Here is a 24,710-nt window from a genome sequence, read left to right as displayed (position 1 = left end):
GTATTTTAGGAGATAAGTTTTGAAACGACCCCAAATGCTGATCCTCGCCGCCAGCCTGGCGTTCGCCGGCATGGCCCACGCAGCGCTGCCCGCGGCGAACCCGTTCGCCGCGCCGAGCACGCTGCCGTTCCAGTACCCCGCCTTCGACAAGATCCACGACGCCGACTATGCGCCGGCGTTCGACGAGGGCATGAAGGAACAGGCCGCCGAGATCGCGAAGATCGCCAACAACAAGCAGGCGCCCACGTTCGACAACACGATCGTCGCGATGGAGCGCTCCGGCCGTCTGCTGAACCGCGTGTCGACGGTGTTCTTCAACCTCACCGGCACCAACACGAACGACACGATGCAGAAGCTGGACCGCGAGCTGGCACCGAAGCTGTCCGCCCACAGCGACGCGATCCGCCTGAACGCGAAGCTGTACCAGCGCGTGAAGGCGCTGTACGACAAGCGCGACAAGCTGGGCCTGGACGCGGAATCGAAATACCTGCTCGAACGCTACCACACCGACTTCGTGCGCGCCGGCGCCAAGCTGTCCGCCGCGGACAAGGAAAAGCTGAAGGCGTATAACGCCAAGCTGGCCGAACTGCAGACGACGTTCGCGCAGAACGTGCTGAAGGAAGCCAATGCCTCCGCGCTGATCGTCGACACGAAGGAAGAGCTGGACGGCATGACCGATGCTGCGATCGCCAAGGCGGCCACCGACGCGAAGGCGCGCGGCCTGGAAGGCAAGTATGCGATCCCGATCGTCAACACCACCGGCCAGGCGCCGCTGGCCGTGCTGAAGAACCGCACCACGCGCGAACGCCTGCTGGCCGCGTCGATGGCGCGCGGCAGCCGCGGCGGCGAGTTCGACAACCGCGAGCTGGTGCAGCAGCTGGCCAAGTTGCGTGCCGAGCGCGCCGCGCTGCTGGGCTACAGCAGCCACGCCGCCTACATGCTGGAAGACCAGACGGCGAAGGACACGACGGCCGTCAACAAGCTGCTGGCAGAATTCGCCCAGCCGGCCGTGCGCAACGCACGCCGCGAGGCAGCCGACATCCAGAAGGCGATCGACGCCGAGAAGGGCGGCTTCCAGGTCGCCGCGCACGATTGGGCGTTCTACGCCGACAAGGTGCGCAAGGAGCGTTATGCGTTCGACCAGAACGAGCTGAAGCCGTACTTCGAACTGAACAGCGTGTACGAGAGCGGCGTGTTCTTCGCGGCGAACAAGGTGTACGGCCTGACGTTCAAGGAGCGCAAGGACTTGCCGGTGTACCAGCCGGACGTGCGCGTGTGGGACGTGTTCGATGCGGACGGCAAGCAGCTGGCGATCTTCATCGGCGACTTCTACGCCCGCTCGAACAAGCGTGGCGGCGCATGGATGAACGCCTACGTGAGCCAGAACGCGCTGCAGGGCACGCACCCGGTCATCGCGAACCACCTGAACATTCCGAAGCCCGCCAACGGCGAGCCGACGTTGATGACGTATGACGAAGTGCGCACCGCATTCCACGAATTCGGCCATGCGCTGCACGGCATGTTCTCGAACGTGAAGTACCCGCGCTTCTCGGGCACCCGCGTGCCGCGCGATTTCGTCGAGTTCCCGTCGCAGGTCAACGAAATGTGGCTGGCCTGGCCGGAAGTGCTGAACAACTACGCGAAGCACTACCAGACGGGCGCGCCGATGCCGAAGGAACTGCTGGACAAGGTGATCGCATCGGCCAAGTTCAACGAGGGCTACCGCACCACCGAGTACCTGGCCGCGGCCATCCTGGACCAGAAGTGGCATCAGCTGGGCGCGAACCAGATCCCGGCCGACGTGCTGGCGTTCGAGGCGCAGTCGCTGAAGGACGCCGGCGTCGACTTCGCTCCGGTACCGCCGCGCTATCGCACCACGTATTTCTCGCACGTGTTCTCGGGCGGCTATTCGTCCGGCTACTACGGCTACCTGTGGGCCGAGAAGCTCGATGCCGACACGGTCGAGTGGTTCAAGGAAAACGGCGGCCTCACGCGCAAGAACGGCGACTGGTTCCGCCAGAAGCTGCTGTCGCGTGGCGGTACGATCGACGCGATGCAGATGTTCCGCGAATTCCGCGGGCGCGATGCGAAGATCGAGCCGCTGCTTGAGCGGCGCGGCCTGACCGACTGATACGGATGCCAGTTGTTGAAAAAACCGCGCACGCTGCGCGGTTTTTTTTTGCATCAGCCCTTTGCCCTTTGCCCTTTGCCAATTGTCCATTGTCCATTGCCCTTGCCCTGCGGAGCCCAGCCGTTCAGCCGTCCGCAAATAAAGCGGCGGGTGGGGGCCGACCGGAGTACACTGCGTGGTGCCGCCTTCGTGCCCTTGCCCCCGCAAGGGCGGGGCATGCTGTTGCGCCAGGTCGCGACGACGCTCCCTGCCGGCCTCGCGCCGGCATGGGCCTACCCTCTTCTTCGGAGCAGACATGCCAACGCAATCGTACCGGGGGCACGTCATCGCCGTTTCCAGCCACGCCAGCGGGGCGTGGATCGTGTACCGCAGCAGCATCCGCGAGCATGCCACCGGCAAGGTGCGCCACGTGGACTTCGGCCGCGGTGCGGCAACGCCGGGCGCCAGCGGCGTGCGCGACCGGGCCTTCCAGGATGCCCGGCGCTGGGTCGAACGCCACCCGCTGCGCTGGCCGTTCGGCGACGGCGCCGAGGACCGCACATGATCGAGCGAGGAGCGGCAAAGCTGAGGATGCGCGACCTGCGTATCGTTGCCGCGATCGACGCGAGCGCCGCCGGCCGTCGGAGCGGCTACGCGATCCTGGCGGCGGACGACAAGGAACTGGGTTTCTTTACTTCTTACGGCGCGGCGATCCGCGCCATGCTCGACCACTTCGATGGCGTGGCGCGGCTCGCCGAGCGAGGCAGGCCGCAGCCGCGTTGAAGCCGGCGGGAGCGCGGGGGGAACGCGCCGCAGCCTGGTGGTACGGGCCGCGCCGAACCGTCAGGCCGCGACGAGCTTCCGGTTCGCGGCACCCGGCAGCATCTTCAGCACCTTGCCCGTCGACGCCGTGTACGTCTTCGATGCGATCGTGTTGACGTAGCGGTACTCGGCCCGGCTTTCCGTCGGCGTGACGGTCAGCACGACAAAGCCGCGCGATGCCGTCTCCGCATACTGCAACGGCCCGATCAGCTGTTCCATGCCGCTTGCCACCGTGACCGGGTTCGCGGTCGGGAAGTACTCCTCGAAGCCGGGCGACGTCACCGACGGCACGCCGAATTCGACGCCAACAGCCTGGCCGTTCACGTCCGCCAAGTCGCTGGCCCACGCATTGTGCGTATCGCCGGCCAGCACGACGAGGTTCTTGTTGAGCGACTTTGCCATGTTCAGCACCGTCTCGCGCGCGGCGCCATACCCGTCCCACGCATCGAGGTTGTACGGGATCGCCGGCGCGGCCAGCAGTTGCTGTTCCTCGGCAGTCAGCGCCACCCCCGCCTGCACTTTCGCGGCGATCGCGAAGTAGGCCGCATACCCCGTCGTGCCGAGCACCATCGGTGCCGGCAGCATCATGCGCGCCATCAGCACCTGCTGGCCCAGCACCTGCCACGTCGCGGTCGACTTCGCGAGCTGGCCTTGCAGCCACGTCGTCTGCTCGGTGCCCATCAGCTGGCGTGCGGGGTTCGCCACGTCGGCTGTGAACGCCGCGCTGTTGAACGACTTGTCGCTGCCCACATAGCTGGCATAGGCCAGCTGCTTGTCGCGGCCGATCACGCGGGTATCGAGCATGTGCAGCGACAGCAGGTTGCCGAAGTCGAACGAGCGGTAGATGCGGTCCGGCTTGTTCGCATCGGGCAGGCGGATCGGCATCCATTCGTTGTAGGCCTGGATCGCCATCTGGCGGCGCGCCGCCCACAGTCCTTCGGTGGCCGGGTCGTGGTTCTGCGCGCCTTCGCGCCACGTGTCATTGGACAGCTCGTGGTCGTCCCACACGGCGATGAACGGCATCTTCGCGTGCACGGCCTGCAGGTCCGGATCGCTGCGGTATTGCTGGTAGCGGCGGCGGTAATCCGTCAGCGTGATGATCTCGTTGGACGGTTGCGACACGCGGCCCAGGTTCGCGGCGTTCTGCGATGCGTAGCCGTCGGCCGCGTATTCGTAGATGTAGTCGCCCAGGTGCAGGCCGGCGTCGACGTCGTCCAGCTTCGCCGCTTCCGCGTACACGTTGAAGTAGCCGGCCGGGTAGTTGGAGCAGCTGAACACGGCGAACTTCGCCTGCGTCACGTTGCCCGTGGCAAGCGTCTTCGTGCGGCCTACCGGCGATTCCTTGCCCTGGCAGCGGAAGCGGTAGTAGTAGGTGCGGCCAGCTTGCAGGCCGGTGGCGTCGACCTTCACCGTGTAGTCGCGCGCCGCGCCGGTCACCACCGTGCCGGAAGCCACGGTCTTCGCGAAACCGGCATCCTCCGCCACGACCCAGCCCACCTCCATGTCGTCCGCGACGGCCGTCGTCACGCGGGTCCACAGGATCACGCGGTCCGTCAGCGGGTCGCCGCTGGCCACGCCGTGCGCGAAGCTGATGTCCTTGTAATCCGGATCGTCGCCGCCACAGGCGGTCAGCGGGATCGCGGAGACGGCGACGGTGCCGAGCGAGAAGTTACGCAGGAATTTACGACGGGATTTCAGTTCAGTCATGGTGCCGTTAGCAGAAGTGAAAGACGGCGCATCTTAAGACGCGCAGGTTACCTTCTGATGACATCGCACCCACCGGCGTGACGGCCGGGTGTCACCCGTTCCTTTTGCCGCCATGGAAGAGCGAATCGGTGTATAAGAGGCATATCATGGCAACAGAAGGAGAGGAGTATGGACAACAAGCTGAAGGCATCCCTGCGCGAGCTGCATACGGCGCTGTCGAGCGGGGCGCCGGTGGACGAGGAATTGCAGGACCTGCTGCGCCAGCTCGACGGCGACATCCACCAGTTGCTCGAGCAGCGCGCCGCGGACGGCGCCGTCAGTGAAGAAGGCACGACCACCTACGGCCTGGCCGAGCGCACGCAGGAAATCTCGGCGAAGTTCGCGGCGAAGCACCCGGCGCTGGAGCCGACGCTGCGCGAGCTGGGCCGCATTCTCGGGAATATGGGGATCTGACGGGCAGGGCGTGAAGACGCGCTACAGGAAAGCGGGCAGGCGGCGCCTGCCCGGCCATGCGTCGACCGACCTGGAAGATGCGCGGCCCGCGTTCAGGCAGGCACCTGCCGCGGACCGGGCGGTTGGCGTCAGGGAAACGCCACCATGGGCGGCTCTTCGCCGCCAAAGCTGAAATCGGGATGCCGGCCGGCGATCATGTCCTCGATCTCGCGCACGCGCCGTACCGGCACGTCGACGATCATCAGGACCTGCCCACGCTCGACGCGGTCGGCATACTGTTCCAGTTTCTTGTTCGGGATCGCGCATCCGTTCATGCCGGAGGCCCAGGCGCCGAACAGCGCCCCGCCCAGGGCCAGCAACAGGATGGCGCCCGTCTGCATCACCAGCCCGTAAGGCGGCATCAGCGCCAGCACGATGCCGGCTACGAGGCCGACGAGACCGCCGATCACGGCTCCCAGCTGTGCGCCGTGTATCAGGTCGGTTTTCAGTACGAAGCTGCAGCCGGGCATATCGCCCGGTAACGAGCCCTCGCGGGCCAGGAAGCGGATGTGCCGCTCCTCGATGCGCGCCAGCAGGAGCTCATCGAGCATCGCGCGCGCGGATGACATATCCGGCAACACGTAATAAAGACGACGTCGCATGGCACCTCCTCAAGGTCTCATGGGTGCATCTCCTTTATAGCCCCTTGCCGGCACAATGCAATGCCCGCACGGATACGTTTTCGCGTCATGCAACACAAGTGTTTGAATAATAAAAGCTTTTCTGTTCGATAAATGGTTCGGGGCGCGCGCCGCGGCGCACTTTTTGGTACAATCGCCCTCTTATGAATGCTCCAGTGAACCTCTTTGCGACCGTCCCCAAGCGGTCCGCCCGCGCCGCCGCCGCGCCCTTCCTGCCGATGTCCCGCGCCGAGATGGACGCGCTCGGCTGGGACGAGTGCGACATCGTTCTCGTCACGGGCGACGCCTACATCGACCACCCCAGCTTCGGCATGGCGCTGGTCGGCCGCCTGCTGGAAGCGCAGGGGTTCCGGGTCGGCATCATCAGCCAGCCCGACTGGCAGAACGCGGATGCGTTCCGCGTGCTGGGCAAGCCGCGCCTGTATTTCGGCATCACGGCCGGCAATATGGACTCGATGGTCAACCGCTACACGTCGGACCGCAAGATCCGTTCGGACGACGCGTACACGCCGAACGCCGAGCCGAACAAGCGCCCGGACCGCGCGGTGTCCGTCTATTCGCACAAGGCGCGCGAAGCATATCCGGGCACGCCGATCGTCGTCGGCAGCATCGAGGCATCGCTGCGCCGCATCGCGCACTACGACTACTGGTCGGACAAGGTGCGCAAGTCGGTGCTGATCGATTCGAAGGCCGACCTGCTGATCTTCGGTAACGCCGAGCGCGCGCTGGTGGACCTGACGCACCGCATGAACAAGGGCGAGGACATCAAGGCCATCCGCGACCTGCGCGGCACGGCGTTCCTCGTGCCGCACGGCTGGCTGCCGTCGGACGATTGGGGCGTGCACAACTCCACCCGCGTGGACGTGCCGGGCCGCATCGATGCGCATCCCGATCCGTACGCGATGGCGAAGGAAGACAAGGAATCGTGCGCCACCGAGAACGCGGCGCCGGAACCGACAGTCAAACCCATCCGCATCATGACGCGCGAAGAGCGCCTTGCGATGGCGAGGGAAAAGCACAACCGCACCGTGGTGCGGCTGCCGTCGTTTGAAACCGTGAGCGCCGACCCGGTGATGTATGCGCATGCATCGCGCGTGTTCCACCTGGAGTCGAACCCCGGCAATGCGCGCGCGCTGGTGCAGCAGCACGGCGACCGCGACGTGTGGATCAACCCGCCGCCGCTGCCGCTCGCGATGGACGAGATGGACGGCGTGTACGACATGAACTACGCCCGCGCGCCGCACCCCAGCTACGGCAATGCACGCATTCCCGCATGGGAGATGATCCGCTTCTCCGTGAACATCATGCGCGGCTGCTTCGGCGGCTGCACGTTCTGCTCGATCACGGAACATGAAGGCCGCATCATCCAGAGCCGTTCGGAACCGTCGATCCTGCGCGAGATCGAACACATCCGCGACAAGACGAAGGGCTTCACGGGCACGATCTCGGACCTGGGTGGCCCGACGGCCAACATGTACCGCCTGGCTTGCAAGGACAAGAAGATCGAGGAAACGTGCCGCCGCCTGTCGTGCGTGTATCCGTCGATCTGCGTGAACCTGGGCACGGACCACAGCAAGCTGATCCAGCTGTACCGCAAGGCCCGCGCGATCCCCGGCGTGAAGAAGATCCTGATCGGCTCCGGCCTGCGCTACGACCTCGCGGTGCGCTCGCCCGAATACGTGAAGGAGCTCGTCACGCACCACGTGGGCGGCCTGTTGAAGATCGCGCCGGAGCACACGGAAACGAACGTGCTGTCGAAGATGATGAAGCCGGGCATCGGCGCCTACGACGAATTCAAGGCGATGTTCGAGAAGTACTCGCTGGAAGCGGGCAAGAAGCAGTACCTGATCCCGTACTTCATCGCGGCTCACCCCGGCACGACGGACGAGGACATGCTGAACCTCGCGCTGTGGCTGAAGAAGAACAACTTCCGCCTCGACCAGGTGCAGACGTTCATGCCGACGCCGATGGCGATGGCGACGACGATGTACCACAGCCGCCGCAACCCGCTGAAGAAGGTGACGGAGGATTCGGAAGTCGTCGAGACGCCGCGCGCGGGCAAGGTGCGCAAGGCCCACAAGGCGTTCCTGCGCTACTACGATCCGGAGAACTGGCCGATCCTGCGCGAGACGCTGCAGCGCATGGGCCGCGGGGACCTGATCGGCAATGGCGAGAAGCACCTGATCCCGCCGTGGTCGCCGGGCGAGGAGCACATGAAAGCCGCGCCGGAAGGCAAGCGGGCGATGCCGACGCTGGCGCCGGGCGCGCAGCGCGGCGCGCGGCCCGCACCGGCGGCGGGCGCACGCGGCAGCCGGCCGAACGCGCTGACCGGTTCGCTGACGACGCGTGCCACGGTCGAGACGAAGGTCCGGCCGTCGATCCTCGACACGATCAAGGTGAAGCCGAAGGCCACCGCCCAGCGCCAGGGCAGCAAAGGCCGCAAGTAGGATGGGTGGCTGAAAGGTCACCGGTCCTTGCCAGTCTTTGCCAGCCTGATTGTGGCTGTTGCGGCATGCGCGCCACAGCGGCACCGGCTCGACAATGAACGGAGCCTGAACGGCGTTACAATCGGGCCGTCCGCCGGCATCTAGCCGCTCCTACATCGCCGCTAACGTGCATCCGAAACTGGTCGCGCTCCATCCCCTCCTTCGCGCCGCGGCCGGCCTGCTGCTGGTGCTTGCCGGCGCCGTGCTGCCCGCGTTCGCGCAGGACCGCGTGGTGCTGCAGCTGAAGCACACGCACCAGTTCCAGTTCGCCGGCTATTACGCCGCGCTGGAGAAGGGCTATTACCGCGACGCGGGCCTGGACGTGCAGATCCTCGAAGGCGCGGACGGCGGCGCGCCGGAGCGCGAAGTGCTGGCCGGCCGCGCCCAATACGGCACGGGCAGCAGCGCATTGCTGCTGACAAGGTTGTCCGGCAAACCCGTCGTCGTGCTCGGGGTGATCTTCCAGCATTCGCCGCATGCGCTGGCGATGCGCCAGCGTGCCGGCCAGGGGCCGGACATCCACAACCTGATCGGCAAGCGCGTGATGCTGGGACCCCTGCGCAACGGCCGCGTCGAAGCCGATGAACTGGTGGCCTACCTGAAGCGCGAAGGCATCACGCTGGACCGCTTGCGGCACGTCGAGCACAGCTACGATCCGCTGGACCTCGTGCAGGGGCGCATCGACGCGATGTCGATCTACACCACCAACGAGCCGGACTATCTCGACCGCGCCGGTTTCCCATACGACGTCTACAGCCCGCGCGCGGCGGGTATCGACTTCTATGGCGATAACCTGTTCACGAGCGAGCATGAACTGAATGCGAACCCGGAGCGCGTGAAGGCGTTCCGCGCGGCCAGCATGCGCGGCTGGCAGTATGCGATGAACCACCAGGAAGAGATGGTCGACCTGATCCTGGCAAAGTACTCGCGCCGGCACGACCGCCAGCACCTGCTGTACGAGGCGCGCCAGATGGTGCCGCTGGTGCAGCCGGTGCTCGTCGAGATCGGCTACATGAACCCCGAGCGCTGGCAGCACATCGCCGGCGTCTACGCGGACCTGGGCCTGCTGCCGAAGGGCGTCACGTTCAACGGCTTCCTGTACAACGCGGAAGGAGGCCTGGACCTCGTCTGGCTGTACCGCGTCCTCGGCGCGGCGGCGGCCCTGCTGCTGCTGGGCGCGGCGATCCACGTGTCGCTGCTGGCGCGCGAGCGGCGCCGCGCCGCCGACGCGATCCGTGCCGGCGAGGAGCGCTTCCGCACGATGTTCGAAGCGTCGCCGATGGGCATTGCGCTGATCGACGACGTCAGCGGCGCGTTCTCCGACGTCAATCCCCGCTACCGCGAGATCGCCGGCCGCACCGCCGAGGAATTCGCGCACCACGCGTGGCTTGATTTCGTGTACCCGGAGGACGTGGCCGGGTGGACCGTACTGATGCAGCGCCTGGTCGCCGGCGACATCCCCGAATTCCGCACGACGCTGCGGCTGGTGCGCGCCAACGGCGCCACCGTGTGGGTCGAGGCATCCGTGGTGCCGCTGGAGACGCCGCGCGCCGGGCCGCACCTGAAGCTGTGCATGATCGAGGACGTGACGGACCAGAAGGAGAGCGAGGCGCTGATCTGGCAGCAGGCGAACTTCGACCAGCTGACGCAGCTGCCGAATCGCCGCATGTTCCTGGACCGGCTGCAGCACGACATCGTCAAGAGCCGGCGCGACGGCACGCGCATCGCGATCCTGTTCATCGACCTCGATCACTTCAAGGAAGTGAACGACACGCTGGGCCACCACCAGGGCGACGTGCTGCTGGTGGACGCGGCACGCCGCATCGCCACCTGCGTGCGCGAGGCCGATACGGTGGCGCGGCTGGGCGGCGACGAGTTCACCGTGATCCTTACGCAGTTGCGCGAGTCGGACCGCGTGGATACGATCGCCCAGAACATCCTCGACAGCCTGCTCGCGCCGTTCCAGCTGGGCCAGGAGCAGGCGTTCGTCTCCGCCAGCATCGGCATCACGCTGTACCCGGACGATGCGGCGAGCGTGGAGGACCTGCTGAAGCACGCGGACCAGGCGATGTACGCCGCGAAGGGGGCGGGCCGCAATCGCTTCTCCTACTTCACGCCGGCGCTGCAGGTGGCCGCGTTGAACCGCATGCGCCTGACGAACGACCTGCGCAGCGCCGTCAAGGGCGAGCAGCTGAAGCTGTACTTCCAGCCGATCGTGCACCTCAAAACGGGGCGCATCCACAAGGCCGAGGCGCTGCTGCGCTGGCAGCACCCGCAGCGCGGCCTCGTCAGCCCGCTGGAATTCATTCCGCTGGCGGAGAGCTCCGGCCTGATCGTCGACATCGGCCAATGGGTGTTCAACGAATCGATCCGCTGGGTGCAGCGCTGGCGCCGCATGGTGCACCCGGACTTCCAGGTCAGCCTGAACCAGTCGCCGGTGGAGTTCCAGCGCGAAGGCGGCAGCTACGACGTATGGCTGCGGGCATTGCGCCAGGCCGACGTGCCTGGCCAGGCGATCGTCGTGGAGATCACGGAAGGCCTGCTGCTCGATGCGAGCACGATGGTCACCGACAAGCTGCTGCAGCTGCGCGACGGCGGCATCCAGGTGGCGCTGGACGATTTCGGGACCGGCTATTCGTCGCTGTCGTACCTGAACAAGTTCGACATCGACTACCTGAAGATCGACCGCAGCTTCGTACGGAACCTCGCGCCGGAGTCGAACGACATGGCGCTGTCAGAAGCGATCATCGTCATGGCCCACAAGCTCGGCCTGCACGTGATCGCCGAGGGCGTCGAGACGGAGCAGCAGCGCGACTTGCTGGCCGCGGCGGGGTGCGATTATGGCCAGGGCTATTTGTTCGACAAGCCGCTGCCGGCGGAGGAGCTCGATGCGCAATTGCGGGCCCAGGCTGGCGCTGTGACCGAGCCGTAAGGCAGCGCGCACTGTTGCCTGATTTCACCATTTCTCGCAAATGAAGAGTAAAATGGTGGTAATTTGGCAATAGCCACAACCGCCGCCCTGAGTACTGACATGCTTGCGCTGACCGACCTGCTGCTGCGGCAGGATACTCGTATTTTGCAACTCACCACCCCGCTCGGCCCCCGGCTGATCCCCGAATGCGTGCGCGCGGAGGAAGGCGTCAGCCGGCCCTACGAGCTGACGTTGACGGCCTTGTCCACCGATGCGGACATCGCACTGAAATCGCTGCTGGGCCAACCGGTGCTGGTGGAACTGCTGACCGCGACGGCCGGCGCACCGCGGCCGTTCCATGGCCACGTGACGGCGGCGCGGCTGCTTGGTGCGGACGGTGGCCTTGCCCGCTACGAACTGACGATCGGCCCATGGTATGCGTTCATGGACCTGGGCCGCGACAGCCGGGTCTTTCAGGACAAGACGGTATTCGACATCCTCGATGCGCTGTTCGGCGGCTGGCAAAACCCCGGCAAGCTGGTGCCGCAATGGCGCTACGACATCGCCGACCGCGACCTGTATCCGAAACGTTCGCTGACGTGCCAGTACCAGGAATCGAACCGCGCGTTCGCCGAGCGGCTGATGCGCGAGGAGGGCCTGTTCTACTACTTCGAGCACAGCGGCGATGCCGGCAGCCCCGGGCTGGGCAGCCACACGCTGGTGATCGCCGACCATAACGGCACGTTCCAGCCGAACGTGCAGCCGGTCGTCCGCTTCACCCAGCCGGGCGCGGTGATGAAGGAAGACAGCATGGACCGCTGGCGCTGCGAGGCACGCATGACGGCGGGCGGCCTGGACATGGACAGCTGGGACTACCGCGGCACCAATATGCGCCGCGTCTCGGCGGCCGACAGCGATGGCCCTCTGCTGCGCGATACGCCGGGCGCCTATGCCTACACGTCGCGCGAGCACGGCCAGCGCATCGCCGACCGCCAGCTGGAGGCACTGCGCGCCAGCCGCGAGATCTTCACGGGCGCCGGCACCGTCCGCACGCTCGTCCCGGGCACCACGTTCACGCTCACCGATCACGCGGCAGCGGAAGACACCTTCGTCGTGCTGCGCGTGCTGCACCTCGCGCACAACAACCTGAGCGCGCAGGTGAAAGACGCCACCCGCACCTTGGGCGCGAATCCGCTGGCCGCGCTGATCGAGCGCGAACAAGGCGGCAGCCTGCATGCTGCCGGCAGCGGTATCGCCGAGCGCCCGCTGTACCGCAACCGCATCGATGCGATCCGCAGCAGCGTGCCTTACCGCAGCTTCGACGCCGACGGCCATGGCCTGGTGCTGCGCCCGAAGCCGACGATCTCGGGCCAGCAGACCGCGATCGTGGTCGGCCCGCCGGGCGCGGTGATCCATACGGACCGCGACCACCGCATCAAGGTGCAGTTCCACTGGCAGCGCGGCGACCAAAGCCACAGCCGCCTCACCCATCCGGTACCCGATGGCCACGTCGGCGCGCCGGCGGACGACAGCAGCGGCACGTGGGTACGCATCGCCACGCCGATGGCCCCGGTGGCCGGCGCCAACTGGGGCGCGGTCGCCGTGCCGCGCGTCGGCAGCGAAGTGCTGATCGACTTCATCGACGGCGACATCGACCGCCCGGTCGTCATCGGCAGCCTGTACAACGGCGGTGGTGAAACGGACGCACAGCACAACCGCGTTAACGCCGGCGCCGGCAACGCGACGGGCAACGCGCCCGCGTGGTTCCCTGGCGAGTCCGGCAACCACGCGCACGCGGCAGTGCTGTCCGGCTTCAAATCGCAGGCGCTGCAGGCGAGCCAGAACGGCACCGGCGCCTACAGCCAGCTGGTGTTCGACGACACACCCGCCGAGCCGCGCGTGGCGCTGCAACGCCACGCCAACGCGCACGAGGGAACGGATGAACTGAACCTGGGCCACCTGCGCCACCAGACGGACAACCAGCGCCTGGCCACGGCCGGCTACGGCGCCGAACTGAAGACGGCCCACGGCGCCGCACTGCGCGCTGGCCAGGGCCTGCTGCTGTCGACACACGGACGGCAAGGCGGCACCGGCCACCAGCTCGATGCCGGCGAAGCGGCGGCGCAGATCACCGACAGCGCCGCGCTGCTGCAGTCGCTGGCAACCGTCGCGCAACAGCAGAACGCCAAGTTGAAGGGCGAGCCGGAAGCCGCGAAGCTGCCGGCCGCCGCGCAGCTGACGAAGGCAGGCGAAGTGCTGGAAGCATCGAGCGACGGCGCCGCCGCGGAAGAGGGCGGGCAAGGCAAGGCCACCGCGTACAGCGAGCCGCAACTGCAGGTGTCGAGCCCCGCAGGTATCGCGGTGACGACGCCGGCCAGCGCGGTCCTGACGTCCGGCGCCACCACCAGCATCACGGCAGGCCAGGACATCAACCTCGCCGCGCAAGCCAACGCGCTGCACCAGGTGAAGGACGGCATGAGCCTGTACACGACGGGCAAGGCTGACTCGGCCACGAAGCCGAACCAGGAAACCGGCATCCGCCTGCATGCGGCGAGCGGCAAGGTCAGTGTGCAAGCGCAGTCGGATGCGGTGCGCGTCATGGCCGACAAGCTCGTGACCGTGGCCAGCGTGACGAAGACCGTGTCGGTCGCGGCGAAGGAACACGTGACGTTGACAGCGCAGGGGGCTTATCTGAAGCTCGAGGGCGGGAACATCATGATTCATGGGCCGGGGACGATGGCGTTCAAGGCCAGTATGAAGGAGTTGACGGGGCCGGCGAGTTCGAGTTCGTCGCTTGAGTTGCCGAAGGGATCGATCAAGGGCTGCGAGCAAGCGACGAAGGATGCGAGCGCCGCGCAAGCCGGAGCGCAAACGCTGTGATGGCTGATTTATCGATCGAAGAGCCAGACTACCCGGCGCTCGACGCGCCGTGGACGTCGCATCTGCAGGCGCTGCATCGCTATTTTCATGAAGCGGCGGAAGATGCGTGCCTGCTGTGGGTCGATCCCGCCCAGGGCGATCCTTTCGACGGCAGCGGGCTGGTGGAGGAACGGCGTGTGCGGGTTCCGATCGCGCACCCGCGTTTCGAACCGCAGTTCGCCCCGTACCTCGTGCCGCTGCACCTGGACCGCTCGGCCGACGCGGACCTGTTCGGACATAGCGTGCGGATGGCTTGGCAGGCGTGGGACCTGCCTAGCCTGGAGGCCGCCCAGGGGCAGCGTGTATGCGGGTGGATCAGGACGTCCGGCGAGGCCGCAGTGCTCGCACAGCACTGGGCCGGCAACTGCTACCTGCACGTGCACGGCGCCTTGCACAAGCTGCTGCGATTCCATGACCCTGGCGTGCGCGAATGGCTATGGCTGTCCCTCGGCGCGCAACAAAAACGGACCCTGTTGGGGCCGGCGCAAACGCTGCTCGCCTTTGGCCGGACGCAGCAGCTCAAGCGCCAGGAGATGGCGGACGGCGGCGCCGCCCACACTGAGGCGCCAGGAAGGCTCGTGCTGACGGCGGAGCAATGGGCGCAAGTGGACGACTACGCGACCTTGCACGCGGCATGGCTGGCCGAGCGTTCGGCGCGCGCTGCCGTCGGCGTCGATGTGCCGGACGATGGCTTTGACCCGCGTCCTGTTTTCGCGGCACTGAAGCACGCGACGCGTCACGGCATCGTCGACGCCCAGGACCGCGTACTGTTCGCCCGGCATGCGCTGGCGCTGGGGCCCGAGTTCCATACCGACGAGCGGCTGCTCCTCGTGTGGAAGCTGACGGCGCAGGGGGACTTCTATGGCGGCGCGATCGAGGAAGTAACTGGTGTGCCGGTGGACGAGCTGGCGGCGTATCTGGGCCGGCCGTAACGTGAAGACGAAACTTGCGTTGCCGCGCAATGCGCGATAGTTGCGTATCGTGCCCGACAGGCGTACCGGGCTATCGACTGCGAGATAGCCAACAAAGGACGTCACCGTCGCGCGATCCTAGTACCGGAAAAACATTGCGCCATATTCGAAGCTGTCTTCCGGCTTGTGCTTGCCTTTCGACCACTTGACCAGGTCGACACCGGCGGGATTGGGCAGCCCGAGGGTCTGGAATACTTTTTCGGCCACCCGGACGAAGGGCATCCACTGTTTCGTCATTGAGTAGACTGCGATGGCGATCACCACGTGCATGCCGCCCATGAACCAGCCAAAGCCGTCTTCGAAGGCGCCGGTCCAGTATTCGACGACCGGGGTGTTCAGCATGGCTGACAGGGCGACCATTCCAATATCGAAGAATAGGGAAACGTAGAACCACCACTTCATCGCATTCTTGACATGCGTCCTTCTGCCGCGCGTGCAGTGTGGATACAGAGCGATGGTGCGGTCCGCGAGTCGCACCACACCGAGAACTTCATAATGATCGTCGCGCCACTCCGCCGCCACATCGACGACATCACCTTCTTTGAACGGACTGCGCCAGAGCCAGCCCTTCAGTTCGACGCCATCGATACGGAACTGCACGAAATCTGCCTCTTCTTCAAGCGAGGTGGCGTTGGCCGCGGTGGCCATTGCCTGGCCGCCGAGGCCGGCAAGCGACGCGGCGACCGCGATCGCGCCAAACTTGCTTTGATCCGACTGGGTGAAGAAAAAGCTGGCAGTGTCCCGGGTCACGCGATAGTGACGTATCGTGCCCGATAAGCGTACCGGGCTATCTGCTGCGGGAGACGCAATAAAGGTAGTCACCGCCGCGCGACCCTAGTACCGGAAAAACATGGCGCCATATTCGAAGCTGTCATCCGGCTTGTGCTTGCCTTTCGACGATTTGACCAGGTCGACGCCGGCCGGGTTCGGCAGCCCAAGAGTCTGGAATACTTTTTCGGCCACCCTGACGAACGGCATCCACTGTTTGGTCATGGAATAAACAGCGATGGCGATCACGACGTGGATGCCGCCGATCACCCATCCTCCTCCATCCTCGAAGGCGCCAGTCCAATATTCGATGATCGGCGTACTCATGACGCCCGAGAGCGCAACGATTCCGACATCGAAGAACACGGAAACATAAATCCACCACTTGATCGCGTTCTTGACATGCGTCCTTCTGCCGCGCGTGCAGTGTGGATACAGAGCGATGGTGCGGTCCGCAGGCCGAACGACGCCGAAAACCTCATAATGATCGTCGCGCCACTCCGCCGCCACATCGACGATATCACCTTCTTTGAATGGACTGCGCCAGAGCCAGCCCTTCAGTTCGACGCCATCGATACGGAACTGCACGAAATCTGCCTCTTCTTCAAGCGAGGTGGCGTTGGCCGCGGTAGCCATTGCCTGGCCGCCGAGGCCTGCGAGCGATGCGGCGACCGCGATCGCGCCAAACTTGCTTTGATCCGACTGGGTGAAGAAAAAGCTGGCAGTGTCGCGGCTCACGCGATAGTGGGATATCACTCCGCTGATCTTTACAAGACCTTCGCCACGTGGATGGTTGATAAACTCCGTCATCGTCAGCCCTTATCAGTCGTACATCATCATTTCCTCGACGCTGGGACGAGGTTGAGCCGCAAGCTCTTCAGAGGTTGGGCCCTTGGCCGCTTTTTCGGGTGCCATGCCCATTCCGATCAATACGTCCTCGAACGCCTTTGTCTGTTCCTTGGCAGACTTGAAATGCCCCTCGGTATTGCGATCCACTCCGAATGGGCATCTCGCGCACCAGATCTGCAGTTCGTCTTTGGAGAAGATCCAGATCAGAACCTGTAAGCCAAACGTGAGAACGGTGACCCACGCGCCCACTGACATGAACAAGATGCGCGCCGCGATAATCGCGGCAGCGCGACCACCGGCAACTCGGGCTGCTGAGCTGATAGCCGGAGCTTTCAGAAGCCGTCCGATGACTGGTGCCGAATACGTGAATGTGGTTGCGAAGGTCAATGCGGCTCCGCCTCCCCCAATGAAGGCTTTAGCCAGATAGAGCATCGACACGAACCGCTGGCCTTGCGCGCCTTTCTTCTCTGCTTCATTGACATCAATGTACGCCGTCAAGCCCGCCGCCAAAGTGCTTAACGTGCCGCCGATGAGCTTCAGCCGCTGATACGACCAGCTGTCGCCGCCACCTTTCGCCAATGCCTTGGCGGGAACTGACGCCATATCGTACAGCGCACTCGTCACCGTCATGCCCGACGCCGCCAGCGAGAACCAGCTCTTCTTGTCGTTCTTGGTCAGGCAGTCGTTCAGCAGCTTGCTGAAGTTCACACCCTCGATCAGCATGATGAGCAATGCCAGCCGCGCATCGCGCATGGAGTTCGCCGCCTTGGCGTTGGTGTCGTTGAATTCCTTCCACGTCTTGCGCAGGGCCTCTGCCTGCTTGGTCTTCAACTCCGTCGCCGCACTCAGCGAGCCGCCTTGTGCGCTACGTATCATTTGCAGCGTCTGCGCCCTGACTGCCGCGCCGTTTGCGACCTGAGCCTCGAGCAGCTTGAGCGAATCGCCAGGCGTCAGCAGCGCGCGTATGCTGAACAGGTGCTGGATCATCTTTTCGCTGGCATAGTCGGCCAATCCATAGATGCGGAACTGGCCGAAGATGCGGTCGCCCGCCGTCATCACCACCAGGTCGATGCCGCGCGCATTGATGGGATTGAGCTTGATGCCGAAGGCCTTGCTGCCTTTGTCCGAAGCGGCGTCCGTGTTCGAGCTGTTGAAGCTCGCCACCTTCTTGTACGTGTCGACGACAGCCTTCAGCGACTTCGAGATCGTCGTCAGCACGTCGAGCGATCCGGCCGGCGTCTTTTGTGCCGCATGCTTGCCGGCTTCGGTCAGGTAACCATCCAGTTCGGCCATCGCCTCGGTCTGGTTCAGCGCGACGGCGCGCCACAGCAGGTTATGTTCGGCGGTCTTCAGCTCCTTGATCCAGTCGTCGAGCTTTTTCTGGCCCGCCTCGGATGCCTGGATGCCGAAGATGGCCATGCCGACGTGGGTGTCGTAGGCAATGCCGTCATCGCTGCTGGCGCCGTGGAACTCGGTGAGGGCGTTGACCAGATAGCGCGATTCCAGCCAGGCGACGACGTCGGTTGCCCGCTCGTTCATCAGTTTCGTTGCGGCGCCCAGGAATTTGTCGTATTTGTCCTTGAAGTCCTGGTAGAGCTTCTTGCCGCCGGGGCCGCCCGCCAACTGATCCTCGTATCGTTCCCACGAATTTTCACGCGCGTTCTCGATATTCTGCACGGCAGCCTTGTCGCGCCGCGCGAGCATGTCGTTGGCTTCCTGCTTCACCCTGTCGATCTCGATGCTGCGGCCCGGTTCGCTTAACAGGTTGGCATGGTTCAGCTGCGTCATGTACAGCGTGGCCGGCACTTTGCGCCGCTTCCAGTCGTCGATGATGTCGCAGATTTCCAGTTCGTGTGCACGCTGTTGCGGCGGCAGCTTGGCGGCATTGGCGCGCCGTCGCGCGGTGTCGCCCTGGTAGCTCGAATTCTCGATCGCCCGCTTCTGGAATTCGTCGGTGTCGTCGGCGGCCTTCTTCGACAGCGCGTTCTTCAAGCCCTCGAGCGCCATCATCGCCGACACCTGCAGATCGCGCTCGGCGTTGTACTTCTCGACCCAGCCGGCGGCCTCGTTGTAGAAACCGTTGAGTTCATGCGCGATGCCCACGGAGTCCCACAACGCGATCATGATCGGTGTGTGGTCCTTGCCTTTCGGGTCCTGGCTGATCTGCTGCATCGTCTTTGCCAGCGGCTCGCTTTGGCCCTTGCGGGAGATCGCCTGGTAGCGTGTCGTGGTGGTCTCTAGAGGCCGCTGCTTGTGCGTGCCGTTTTCTTCGCTGACCTTCGGCACTACCGTGCCGTTCAAAGCCTCAGCATTGAAGTCCGGCTTGTACTCGACAACCTGTTCGATGTTCGCGCGTGTCGCGGGCAGCCCATGACGGTAGCCGCCAGCGGCGATCCACGTGGCGGGGAGGAATGTCTGCATGCGACGGTCGCGCAGCTTGGCGTCCTTTGCGAAGTCCGCAAACGTCTCCTTGCTCCACGGGTGCTCGGAAAATGCGATCCACACGCGCTTGCACTTTTCCGGCGATTCGATGGTAATGACCGAAGCAGGAATGTTGTGACCATTGCGTGCGCAGGCCGGCTCTTCGACGACAGGCTTCATCGCCTCGGGTGACAGCTGCTTCCAGACCGTGCCTGCGGCACTGACGCTGTAGACCTCCCACTTGATGTGACTGCCACGCGGGTGCTTTTCGTGGAAGACGTAGATATAGCCCTGCCGCAAGGTGCGCAGCGCGTACTTGTGGTGCGCCAGCTTGACGTCGGTGACCTTGTTGCCCAGCGGAGCCGGCAGTGTCGCATTCAGGTTCTGCGGGACCACTGCATACCGCACGGGGAGAATGGCCAGGCCGGACTTGTTGCAGTTGGGGCAATCAGGATTTTGGGGATTTGTGCATGGCATGACGGCTGTTCCCGCGTAAGACGCAAAGTGGGCGTTGTGATTTACGCAACCATTATCCCACTAAAAGAGATTCCTGGGAGCACTCCAAACGATCACAAACGCGGCTTAGTTGTCGCACCCCCAACCTTCACGTTTTAACAGGAACAGAGATAATAGCGAGTCTCGTCACACCGTTTCGATAGTCAAACTCAATTGAAATTATTGGAACAATCAATTTTCCAAATTGACGAGACCCCGCTAAGATAGCAACTCATTGATTCACAACCCTCACGAGGAAAACACAAATGTCTCTGATCAACACCCAAGTCAAACCGTTCAAGGCCACCGCTTACCACGGCGGCAAGTTCATCGATCTGAGCGAAGAGTCCCTGAAGGGCAAATGGTCGGTATTCGTGTTCTACCCGGCCGACTTCACGTTCGTCTGCCCGACCGAACTGGAAGACCTGGCTGACAACTACGCTGAATTCCAGAAGCTGGGCGTGGAAGTGTACGGCATCTCGACCGACACCCACTTCGCTCACAAGGCATGGCACGACACGTCCGACGCGATCAAGAAAGTGAACTACCCGCTGATCGGCGACCCGACCGGCCTGCTGTCGCGTAACTTCCAGGTCATGATCGAAGAAGAAGGCCTGGCCCTGCGCGGCACCTTCGTGATCAATCCGGATGGCTTCATCAAAGTGATGGAAGTGCACGACAACGGCATCGGCCGCGACGCAACCGAACTGCTGCGCAAAGTGAAGGCAGCCCAGTACGTCGCATCCCACCCGGGCGAAGTGTGCCCGGCCAAGTGGACCGAAGGCGCCGCAACGCTGACCCCGTCCCTCGACCTGGTCGGCAAGATCTAAGCTGTAGCAAACACTGAGTAGTACCCGCCGCCGGGCATGTGCCTGGCGGCGCACAAGAAAGGAATAACGTCATGCTGGATGCAAATCTCAAAACCCAACTGAAAGCCTATCTGGAAAAAGTGGTGCAGCCGATTGAGATCGTCGCATCGCTGGATGACTCCGCGAAAGCGCGGGAAATGAAGGAACTGCTCGCCGATATCGACGGCTTGAGCGACAAGATTACCCTGGTCGAGGACAACGCCGCCAACGTGCGCAAGCCGTCGTTCTCGATCAACCGTGCCGGCACCGACATCGGCGTGCGCTTTGCCGGCATCCCGATGGGCCATGAGTTCACGTCGCTGGTGCTGGCCCTGCTGCAGGTGGGCGGCCACACGATCAAGTTCGACGAAGCCGTCATCGAACAGATCCGCAACCTGGAAGGCGATTACGAATTCGAGACCTTCATCTCGCTGTCGTGCCATAACTGCCCGGAAGTCGTGCAGGCACTGAACGCGATGTCGGTCATCAACCCGCGCATCAAGGTCACGACGATCGATGGCGGCGTGTTCCAGAAGGAAGTCGAAGAGCGCCAGATCATGGCCGTGCCGATGATGTTCCTGAACGGCGAACACTTCGGCCAGGGCCGCACGAACGTCGAGGAAATCCTCGCGAAGCTGGATACCAATGCCGGTGCGCGCCAGGCCGCTGAGCTGAACAAGAAGGACGTGTTCGACGTGCTGGTCGTCGGCGGCGGTCCTGCCGGTGCGGCTGCCGCGATCTACGCGGCCCGCAAAGGCATCAAGACGGGCGTGCTGGCGGAACGTTTCGGCGGCCAGGTGCTCGATACGCTGGCGATCGAGAACTTCGTCTCGGTGCAGGAAACGGATGGTCCGAAGTTCGCCGTCGCGCTCGAGCAGCACGTCAAGCAGTACGAAGTCGACATCATGAACACGCAGCGCGCCGTGAAGCTGGTGCCGGGCAAGGTGGCCGAGGTGCATACCGCGACGGGCGCCGTGCTGAAAGCGAAGACCGTGATCCTGTCCACCGGTGCACGGTGGCGCGAGATCAACGTGCCGGGCGAGAAGGAATACCGGAACCACGGCGTGGCGTACTGCCCGCACTGCGACGGCCCGCTGTTCAAGGGCAAGCGCGTGTCCGTGATCGGCGGCGGCAACTCCGGTGTGGAAGCGGCGATCGACCTGGCCGGCATCGTGCAGCACGTGACGCTGATCGAGTTCGGTAACGAACTGCGTGCGGACGCCGTCCTGCAACGCAAGCTGCATTCGCTGCCGAACGTGAAGGTCATCATGTCGGCGCAGACGACGGAGATCCACGGCGACGGCAAGAAGGTCACGGGCCTGTCGTACAAGGACCGTAACACCAACGAACTGCATCGCATCGACCTGGAAGGCGTGTTCGTGCAGATCGGCCTGGTGCCGAACGCGGAGTTCCTGAAGGGCACCGTGGCGCTGTCGAAGCACGGCGAGATCGAGATCGACGCGAAGGGCCAGACGTCGGTACCGGGCGTGTTCGCCGCCGGCGACGTGACGACCGTGCCGTACAAGCAGATCGTGATCGCCGTGGGCGCCGGCGCGACGGCCGCGCTGTCCGCCTTCGATCATCTGATCCGCTCCGGTGACGACGAAGTCGAAGTCGAGCAGGCGAAGGTCGCCGCGGCTGCGTAATTCAGGCCGCGGCCGAGCAACCGGTGTCAGGCACAGGTGTCTGACACCGTTTTTTTTTATTTGAGGTCGAAGCTCGCTTCCTTGATGCGCAGCGAGCGGGCGTAGCGGTGACGCGCCTGCAGGCGCGGATCGGTGATCAGCACGCCGAGCGTTTCGCCGACCACCATCACCACGCCCAGCAGCGGCAGCACGAGCATCAGGCCCGTCACGCCGGCCAGCGTGCCGCCGACGAAGATCATCACCACCGTCACGAGCGGGTGGATGCGCAGGCTGCGGCCCAGCGTCATCGGCATGAAGATGAAGTCGTCCAGCAGGCGGGCGCAGATGAAAACGGCGATCGCGCTGTAGGCCGCGAAGTTGTTGTCCGGCGCATCGGCCGAGGCGACGAGGACCACCAGCAGGCAACCGGCGATCGAACCGACATACGGAACCCAGGCCAGCACGGCGGCGATGAAGCCGAGCAGCAGCGGCGACGGCAGGCCGACGGCCCACAGCCCCAGCGCCAGCACGGCCGTATCGATGATGGTGAGCTTCAGCATGCCGTGGAAGTAGCGGCGCGCCGTCTGGTCGACTTCGTGCAGCAGGTACAGCGTCTTTTCAAAGAATGCGTTCGGCACGGCGCGGGCGAGGAAGCGCTTGAAGCGGCGGCCGTCGCGCAGGAAGAAGAACGCCAGGAATGGCGCCAGCAGCAGCGACGGCACCCACGCCGCGGCCGTGACCACCGCTTCCTTCAGGTGGCGCTGCACGAACTCGCGTGAATATTCGGCGATGTTCAGGTCGACGGATTCGCCCAGATGGGCCGGCTGCAGGAACGGGAACTGCTGTTCCAGCGCGTTCATCATATTGCGCAGGAAGCGCACGCCGGCCGAGAGGTAGCGCGCCGGCATGTCCTGCCAGTTCGTTGCCGGTGCCGACATCCATGCCATGCCCACCATCACGGCCAGCAGCATGAATAGCGCGAAGCCGGTCCCCACCAGCATCGCGGCGGTATTCCGGGAAAAGCCCATCCGCAGCAGGCGCTGGAAGGGCGACAGCAGCACGTAGTAAAGAATGATCGCGAGCAGGAACGGCACGGACAGCCACAGCACCTGCTGCATCAGGAACAGCAGCACGCACGTGGCCGCGATGATGCCGCACCAGACGATGGGGCCCGACTGCTGCTGGTCGTGCATCAGATCACCTCGATGTGCGGGCTGTCGATGGCCATCCGTTCACGCAGCCGGGCGCCGATGTGGCGCGCCAGTGCCAGCGAGATCTTGTAGCCGATCACGGCATCCGTCTCCATCAGGCTCATGAAGTCGGCGCGGAAGAACACTGCCAGCTCGCAGTCGTCCCATGCCCTGGCTTGCGCGGTGCGCGGCGAATTGTCCAGCAGCGCGAGGTCGCCGAAAAATGCCCCCGGCGACAGTTCGGTAATGATCTCGGGAACGCCGTTGACGGTGCGGTTGATCTGCACGTGGCCGGACGTGATCAGGTACAGCGCCTGGCCTTCCTCGCCTTCATCGAAGATGATCTCGCCGGCCAGATAGCGGCGCTCGTGCATCAGGCCGTCGACGATCTTCAGTTCCAGCGGCGTCAGGGAATTGAGCAGGACCGTTTCGCGCAGCCGGGCCAGGCGCGGCGACAGGGGAGGCGGCTTCAGAAAACCGAAAATCACGTGGGCTCCAGGGGCGGGTGGATTGCACTTGCATTGTCGCTTGATTTGGCGGGGTGTGACTAGGTGTTGCATTGCACATACACGTGGACTGGGTCAGACCCGGCGGGTCTGACCTTGGAGGTTGCATTTTGGGGGTGGCTTTTACAGGAGCGGTGGGCATGCGCTGATGAAGCCTGAAGTCAGGCGCTACGCGCTGGGCTTTGAAGTGGGGAAAGCCCGGTCGGGCTTTCCAGGGCGGAGCGGACGGGCTCGCCGACGTACCGCCGGCCGCGGATTCGCTTGCAAGCGAATCCCTTCGAGCCCCGCCGCGCTTCCCGCAGGGGAAGCGCTCCGCTGCGCCAGAATAGAAAAAGCCCGGCGTGAAGCCGGGCTTTTTCGTTATTCTGGCGGAGCGGACGGGGCTCGAACCCGCGACCCCCGGCGTGACAGGCCGGTATTCTAACCAACTGAACTACCGCTCCAATTAGATTTGCACGATCCTACCTATGCACATCCAATGAAAAACATAAAATGAGAGCCCGTTGCCGGGCTCTCGATGTCAAAGCGACGGGGTTCGTCGACGTTCCGCCGACCGCGGTTTCGCTTGCAAGCGAAACCCTTCGAGCCCGAGGACCGTGCTCCCCGCAGGGGGAGCACTACTTTGACTTTGTTCTGGCGGAGCGGACGGGGCTCGAACCCGCGACCCCCGGCGTGACAGGCCGGTATTCTAACCAACTGAACTACCGCTCCAGATCTTCTAAAAATTCGAATCGTGGTGGGCGCTGAGAGGGTCGAACTCCCGACCTAATCCTTGTAAGGGATCCGCTCTACCAACTGAGCTAAGCGCCCGCTTATCACCGCTTCGAACCTCGAACGTTTGTCACAACGTTCAGAAGAGGCCGTATTCTACTGCGGCATTTCCGCATTCCGCAAGAGCTTTCGCGAAAATTTTCCACCCGGGCACGCTTGCGATGCTACGCTGCGGTTT

17 protein-coding genes and 3 tRNA genes are annotated in these 24,710 nt (G+C 64.3%); 10 read left to right on the top strand and 10 right to left on the bottom strand.

What is annotated here, in order from left to right; translation table 11 throughout:
* The first annotated feature begins 34 nt into the window (after positions 1 to 34).
* From IP92_RS24750 to IP92_RS24740, 3 genes are all read left to right on the top strand, one after another.
* Positions 35 to 2,131, top strand: coding sequence for a M3 family metallopeptidase (locus tag IP92_RS24750; RefSeq protein WP_145880686.1), 2,097 nt, complete (start codon positions 35 to 37; stop codon positions 2,129 to 2,131).
* Between the two features lie 295 nt (positions 2,132 to 2,426).
* Complete coding sequence (locus IP92_RS24745; protein ID WP_145880331.1) at positions 2,427 to 2,675, top strand: hypothetical protein; 249 nt, start codon at positions 2,427 to 2,429, stop codon at positions 2,673 to 2,675.
* The gene (locus tag IP92_RS24740) at positions 2,672 to 2,893 is read left to right on the top strand and encodes a hypothetical protein (protein ID WP_145880330.1); all 222 of its coding nucleotides are present in this window, start codon (positions 2,672 to 2,674) and stop codon (positions 2,891 to 2,893) included. The genes IP92_RS24745 and IP92_RS24740 overlap by 4 nt, the downstream gene beginning before the upstream one ends.
* 60 nt (positions 2,894 to 2,953) lie before the next feature.
* Here IP92_RS24740 and IP92_RS24735 read toward each other — a convergent pair whose 3' ends face one another.
* On the bottom strand, positions 2,954 to 4,639 hold the full coding sequence (locus IP92_RS24735; RefSeq protein WP_145880329.1) for an alkaline phosphatase D family protein: 1,686 nt from the start codon (positions 4,637 to 4,639) through the stop codon (positions 2,954 to 2,956).
* 168 nt (positions 4,640 to 4,807) lie between these two features.
* On the opposite strand from IP92_RS24735, the gene IP92_RS24730 reads away from it, so the two are divergent.
* Complete coding sequence (locus tag IP92_RS24730; RefSeq protein WP_145880328.1) at positions 4,808 to 5,092, top strand: DUF4404 family protein; 285 nt, start codon at positions 4,808 to 4,810, stop codon at positions 5,090 to 5,092.
* A gap of 128 nt (positions 5,093 to 5,220) precedes the next feature.
* On the opposite strand, the gene IP92_RS24725 is transcribed toward IP92_RS24730, so the two are convergent.
* Entirely contained in the window at positions 5,221 to 5,733 is a 513-nt protein-coding gene (locus IP92_RS24725; RefSeq protein WP_145880327.1) for a DUF1269 domain-containing protein, read from the bottom strand.
* A 182-nt stretch (positions 5,734 to 5,915) separates the two neighbouring features.
* Here IP92_RS24725 and IP92_RS24720 point away from each other — a divergent pair, with 182 nt between their 5' ends.
* The 4 genes from IP92_RS24720 to IP92_RS24705 all read left to right on the top strand — a co-directional run bounded on the left by IP92_RS24720 (position 5,916) and on the right by IP92_RS24705 (position 15,020).
* Positions 5,916 to 8,219: a YgiQ family radical SAM protein gene (locus tag IP92_RS24720; protein WP_145880326.1), complete on the top strand. Its 2,304-nt coding sequence runs from the start codon at positions 5,916 to 5,918 to the stop codon at positions 8,217 to 8,219.
* A 166-nt stretch (positions 8,220 to 8,385) separates the two neighbouring features.
* Complete coding sequence (locus IP92_RS24715; protein WP_145880325.1) at positions 8,386 to 11,190, top strand: EAL domain-containing protein; 2,805 nt, start codon at positions 8,386 to 8,388, stop codon at positions 11,188 to 11,190.
* A 99-nt stretch (positions 11,191 to 11,289) separates the two neighbouring features.
* A complete protein-coding gene (locus IP92_RS24710) occupies positions 11,290 to 14,049 on the top strand; it encodes a type VI secretion system Vgr family protein (RefSeq protein WP_145880324.1) in 2,760 nt (919 codons plus the stop codon).
* Entirely contained in the window at positions 14,049 to 15,020 is a 972-nt protein-coding gene (locus IP92_RS24705; RefSeq protein WP_145880322.1) for a DUF4123 domain-containing protein, read from the top strand. The genes IP92_RS24710 and IP92_RS24705 overlap by 1 nt, the downstream gene beginning before the upstream one ends.
* 117 nt (positions 15,021 to 15,137) lie before the next feature.
* Here IP92_RS24705 and IP92_RS24700 read toward each other — a convergent pair whose 3' ends face one another.
* The 3 genes from IP92_RS24700 to IP92_RS24690 are packed head-to-tail and all read right to left on the bottom strand — an operon-like array spanning position 15,138 to position 19,574.
* Positions 15,138 to 15,881 carry a putative type VI secretion system effector gene (locus tag IP92_RS24700; protein ID WP_145880320.1) on the bottom strand — a complete coding sequence of 248 codons (744 nt, stop codon included), beginning with the start codon at positions 15,879 to 15,881 and terminating at the stop codon, positions 15,138 to 15,140.
* 12 nt (positions 15,882 to 15,893) lie between these two features.
* Positions 15,894 to 16,637, bottom strand: coding sequence for a putative type VI secretion system effector (locus IP92_RS24695; protein ID WP_145880318.1), 744 nt, complete (start codon positions 16,635 to 16,637; stop codon positions 15,894 to 15,896).
* Positions 16,638 to 16,649: 12 nt separating this feature from the next.
* A complete protein-coding gene (locus IP92_RS24690) occupies positions 16,650 to 19,574 on the bottom strand; it encodes a T6SS effector BTH_I2691 family protein (RefSeq protein ID WP_307724874.1) in 2,925 nt (974 codons plus the stop codon).
* A gap of 284 nt (positions 19,575 to 19,858) precedes the next feature.
* Between IP92_RS24690 and ahpC the strand changes: the two genes are divergently transcribed.
* Positions 19,859 to 20,422, top strand: a complete 564-nt coding sequence (gene ahpC, locus IP92_RS24685) for an alkyl hydroperoxide reductase subunit C (RefSeq protein ID WP_145880313.1) — start codon at positions 19,859 to 19,861, stop codon at positions 20,420 to 20,422.
* A gap of 71 nt (positions 20,423 to 20,493) precedes the next feature.
* The gene (gene ahpF / locus IP92_RS24680) at positions 20,494 to 22,086 is read left to right on the top strand and encodes an alkyl hydroperoxide reductase subunit F (RefSeq protein ID WP_145880312.1); all 1,593 of its coding nucleotides are present in this window, start codon (positions 20,494 to 20,496) and stop codon (positions 22,084 to 22,086) included.
* 56 nt (positions 22,087 to 22,142) lie between these two features.
* Here ahpF and IP92_RS24675 read toward each other — a convergent pair whose 3' ends face one another.
* From IP92_RS24675 to IP92_RS24655, 5 genes are all read right to left on the bottom strand, one after another.
* Entirely contained in the window at positions 22,143 to 23,258 is a 1,116-nt protein-coding gene (locus IP92_RS24675; protein ID WP_145880310.1) for an AI-2E family transporter, read from the bottom strand.
* Complete coding sequence (locus IP92_RS24670; RefSeq protein WP_145880308.1) at positions 23,258 to 23,743, bottom strand: cyclic nucleotide-binding domain-containing protein; 486 nt, start codon at positions 23,741 to 23,743, stop codon at positions 23,258 to 23,260. Before IP92_RS24670 ends, IP92_RS24675 begins: the two co-directional genes overlap by 1 nt.
* Positions 23,744 to 24,127: 384 nt before the next feature.
* Positions 24,128 to 24,204: transfer RNA gene (locus IP92_RS24665), tRNA-Asp, on the bottom strand.
* Positions 24,205 to 24,395: 191 nt separating this feature from the next.
* Positions 24,396 to 24,472: transfer RNA gene (locus tag IP92_RS24660), tRNA-Asp, on the bottom strand.
* 23 nt (positions 24,473 to 24,495) lie between these two features.
* Positions 24,496 to 24,571: transfer RNA gene (locus tag IP92_RS24655), tRNA-Val, on the bottom strand.
* Between the last annotated feature and the right edge of the window lie 139 nt (positions 24,572 to 24,710).

Source organism: Pseudoduganella flava, assembly GCF_007830495.1.
Taxonomy (GTDB): Bacteria; Pseudomonadota; Gammaproteobacteria; order Burkholderiales; family Burkholderiaceae_D; genus Rugamonas; species Rugamonas flava.
This window is presented reverse-complemented; position numbering and strand designations above follow the sequence as displayed.

Excerpts from the sequence above, each read along its gene's own strand:
- IP92_RS24750 (WP_145880686.1), top strand. The coding sequence starts at position 35 with ATGCTGATCCTCGCCGCCAGCCTGGCGTTCGCCGGCATGGCCCACGCA.
- IP92_RS24745 (WP_145880331.1), top strand. The coding sequence starts at position 2,427 with ATGCCAACGCAATCGTACCGGGGGCACGTCATCGCCGTTTCCAGCCAC.
- IP92_RS24740 (WP_145880330.1), top strand. The coding sequence starts at position 2,672 with ATGATCGAGCGAGGAGCGGCAAAGCTGAGGATGCGCGACCTGCGTATC.
- IP92_RS24735 (WP_145880329.1), bottom strand. The coding sequence starts at position 4,639 with ATGACTGAACTGAAATCCCGTCGTAAATTCCTGCGTAACTTCTCGCTC.
- IP92_RS24730 (WP_145880328.1), top strand. The coding sequence starts at position 4,808 with ATGGACAACAAGCTGAAGGCATCCCTGCGCGAGCTGCATACGGCGCTG.
- IP92_RS24725 (WP_145880327.1), bottom strand. The coding sequence starts at position 5,733 with ATGCGACGTCGTCTTTATTACGTGTTGCCGGATATGTCATCCGCGCGC.
- IP92_RS24720 (WP_145880326.1), top strand. The coding sequence starts at position 5,916 with ATGAATGCTCCAGTGAACCTCTTTGCGACCGTCCCCAAGCGGTCCGCC.
- IP92_RS24710 (WP_145880324.1), top strand. The coding sequence starts at position 11,290 with ATGCTTGCGCTGACCGACCTGCTGCTGCGGCAGGATACTCGTATTTTG.
- IP92_RS24705 (WP_145880322.1), top strand. The coding sequence starts at position 14,049 with ATGGCTGATTTATCGATCGAAGAGCCAGACTACCCGGCGCTCGACGCG.
- IP92_RS24695 (WP_145880318.1), bottom strand. The coding sequence starts at position 16,637 with ATGACGGAGTTTATCAACCATCCACGTGGCGAAGGTCTTGTAAAGATC.
- IP92_RS24690 (WP_307724874.1), bottom strand. The coding sequence starts at position 19,574 with ATGCCATGCACAAATCCCCAAAATCCTGATTGCCCCAACTGCAACAAG.
- ahpC (WP_145880313.1), top strand. The coding sequence starts at position 19,859 with ATGTCTCTGATCAACACCCAAGTCAAACCGTTCAAGGCCACCGCTTAC.
- ahpF (WP_145880312.1), top strand. The coding sequence starts at position 20,494 with ATGCTGGATGCAAATCTCAAAACCCAACTGAAAGCCTATCTGGAAAAA.
- IP92_RS24675 (WP_145880310.1), bottom strand. The coding sequence starts at position 23,258 with ATGCACGACCAGCAGCAGTCGGGCCCCATCGTCTGGTGCGGCATCATC.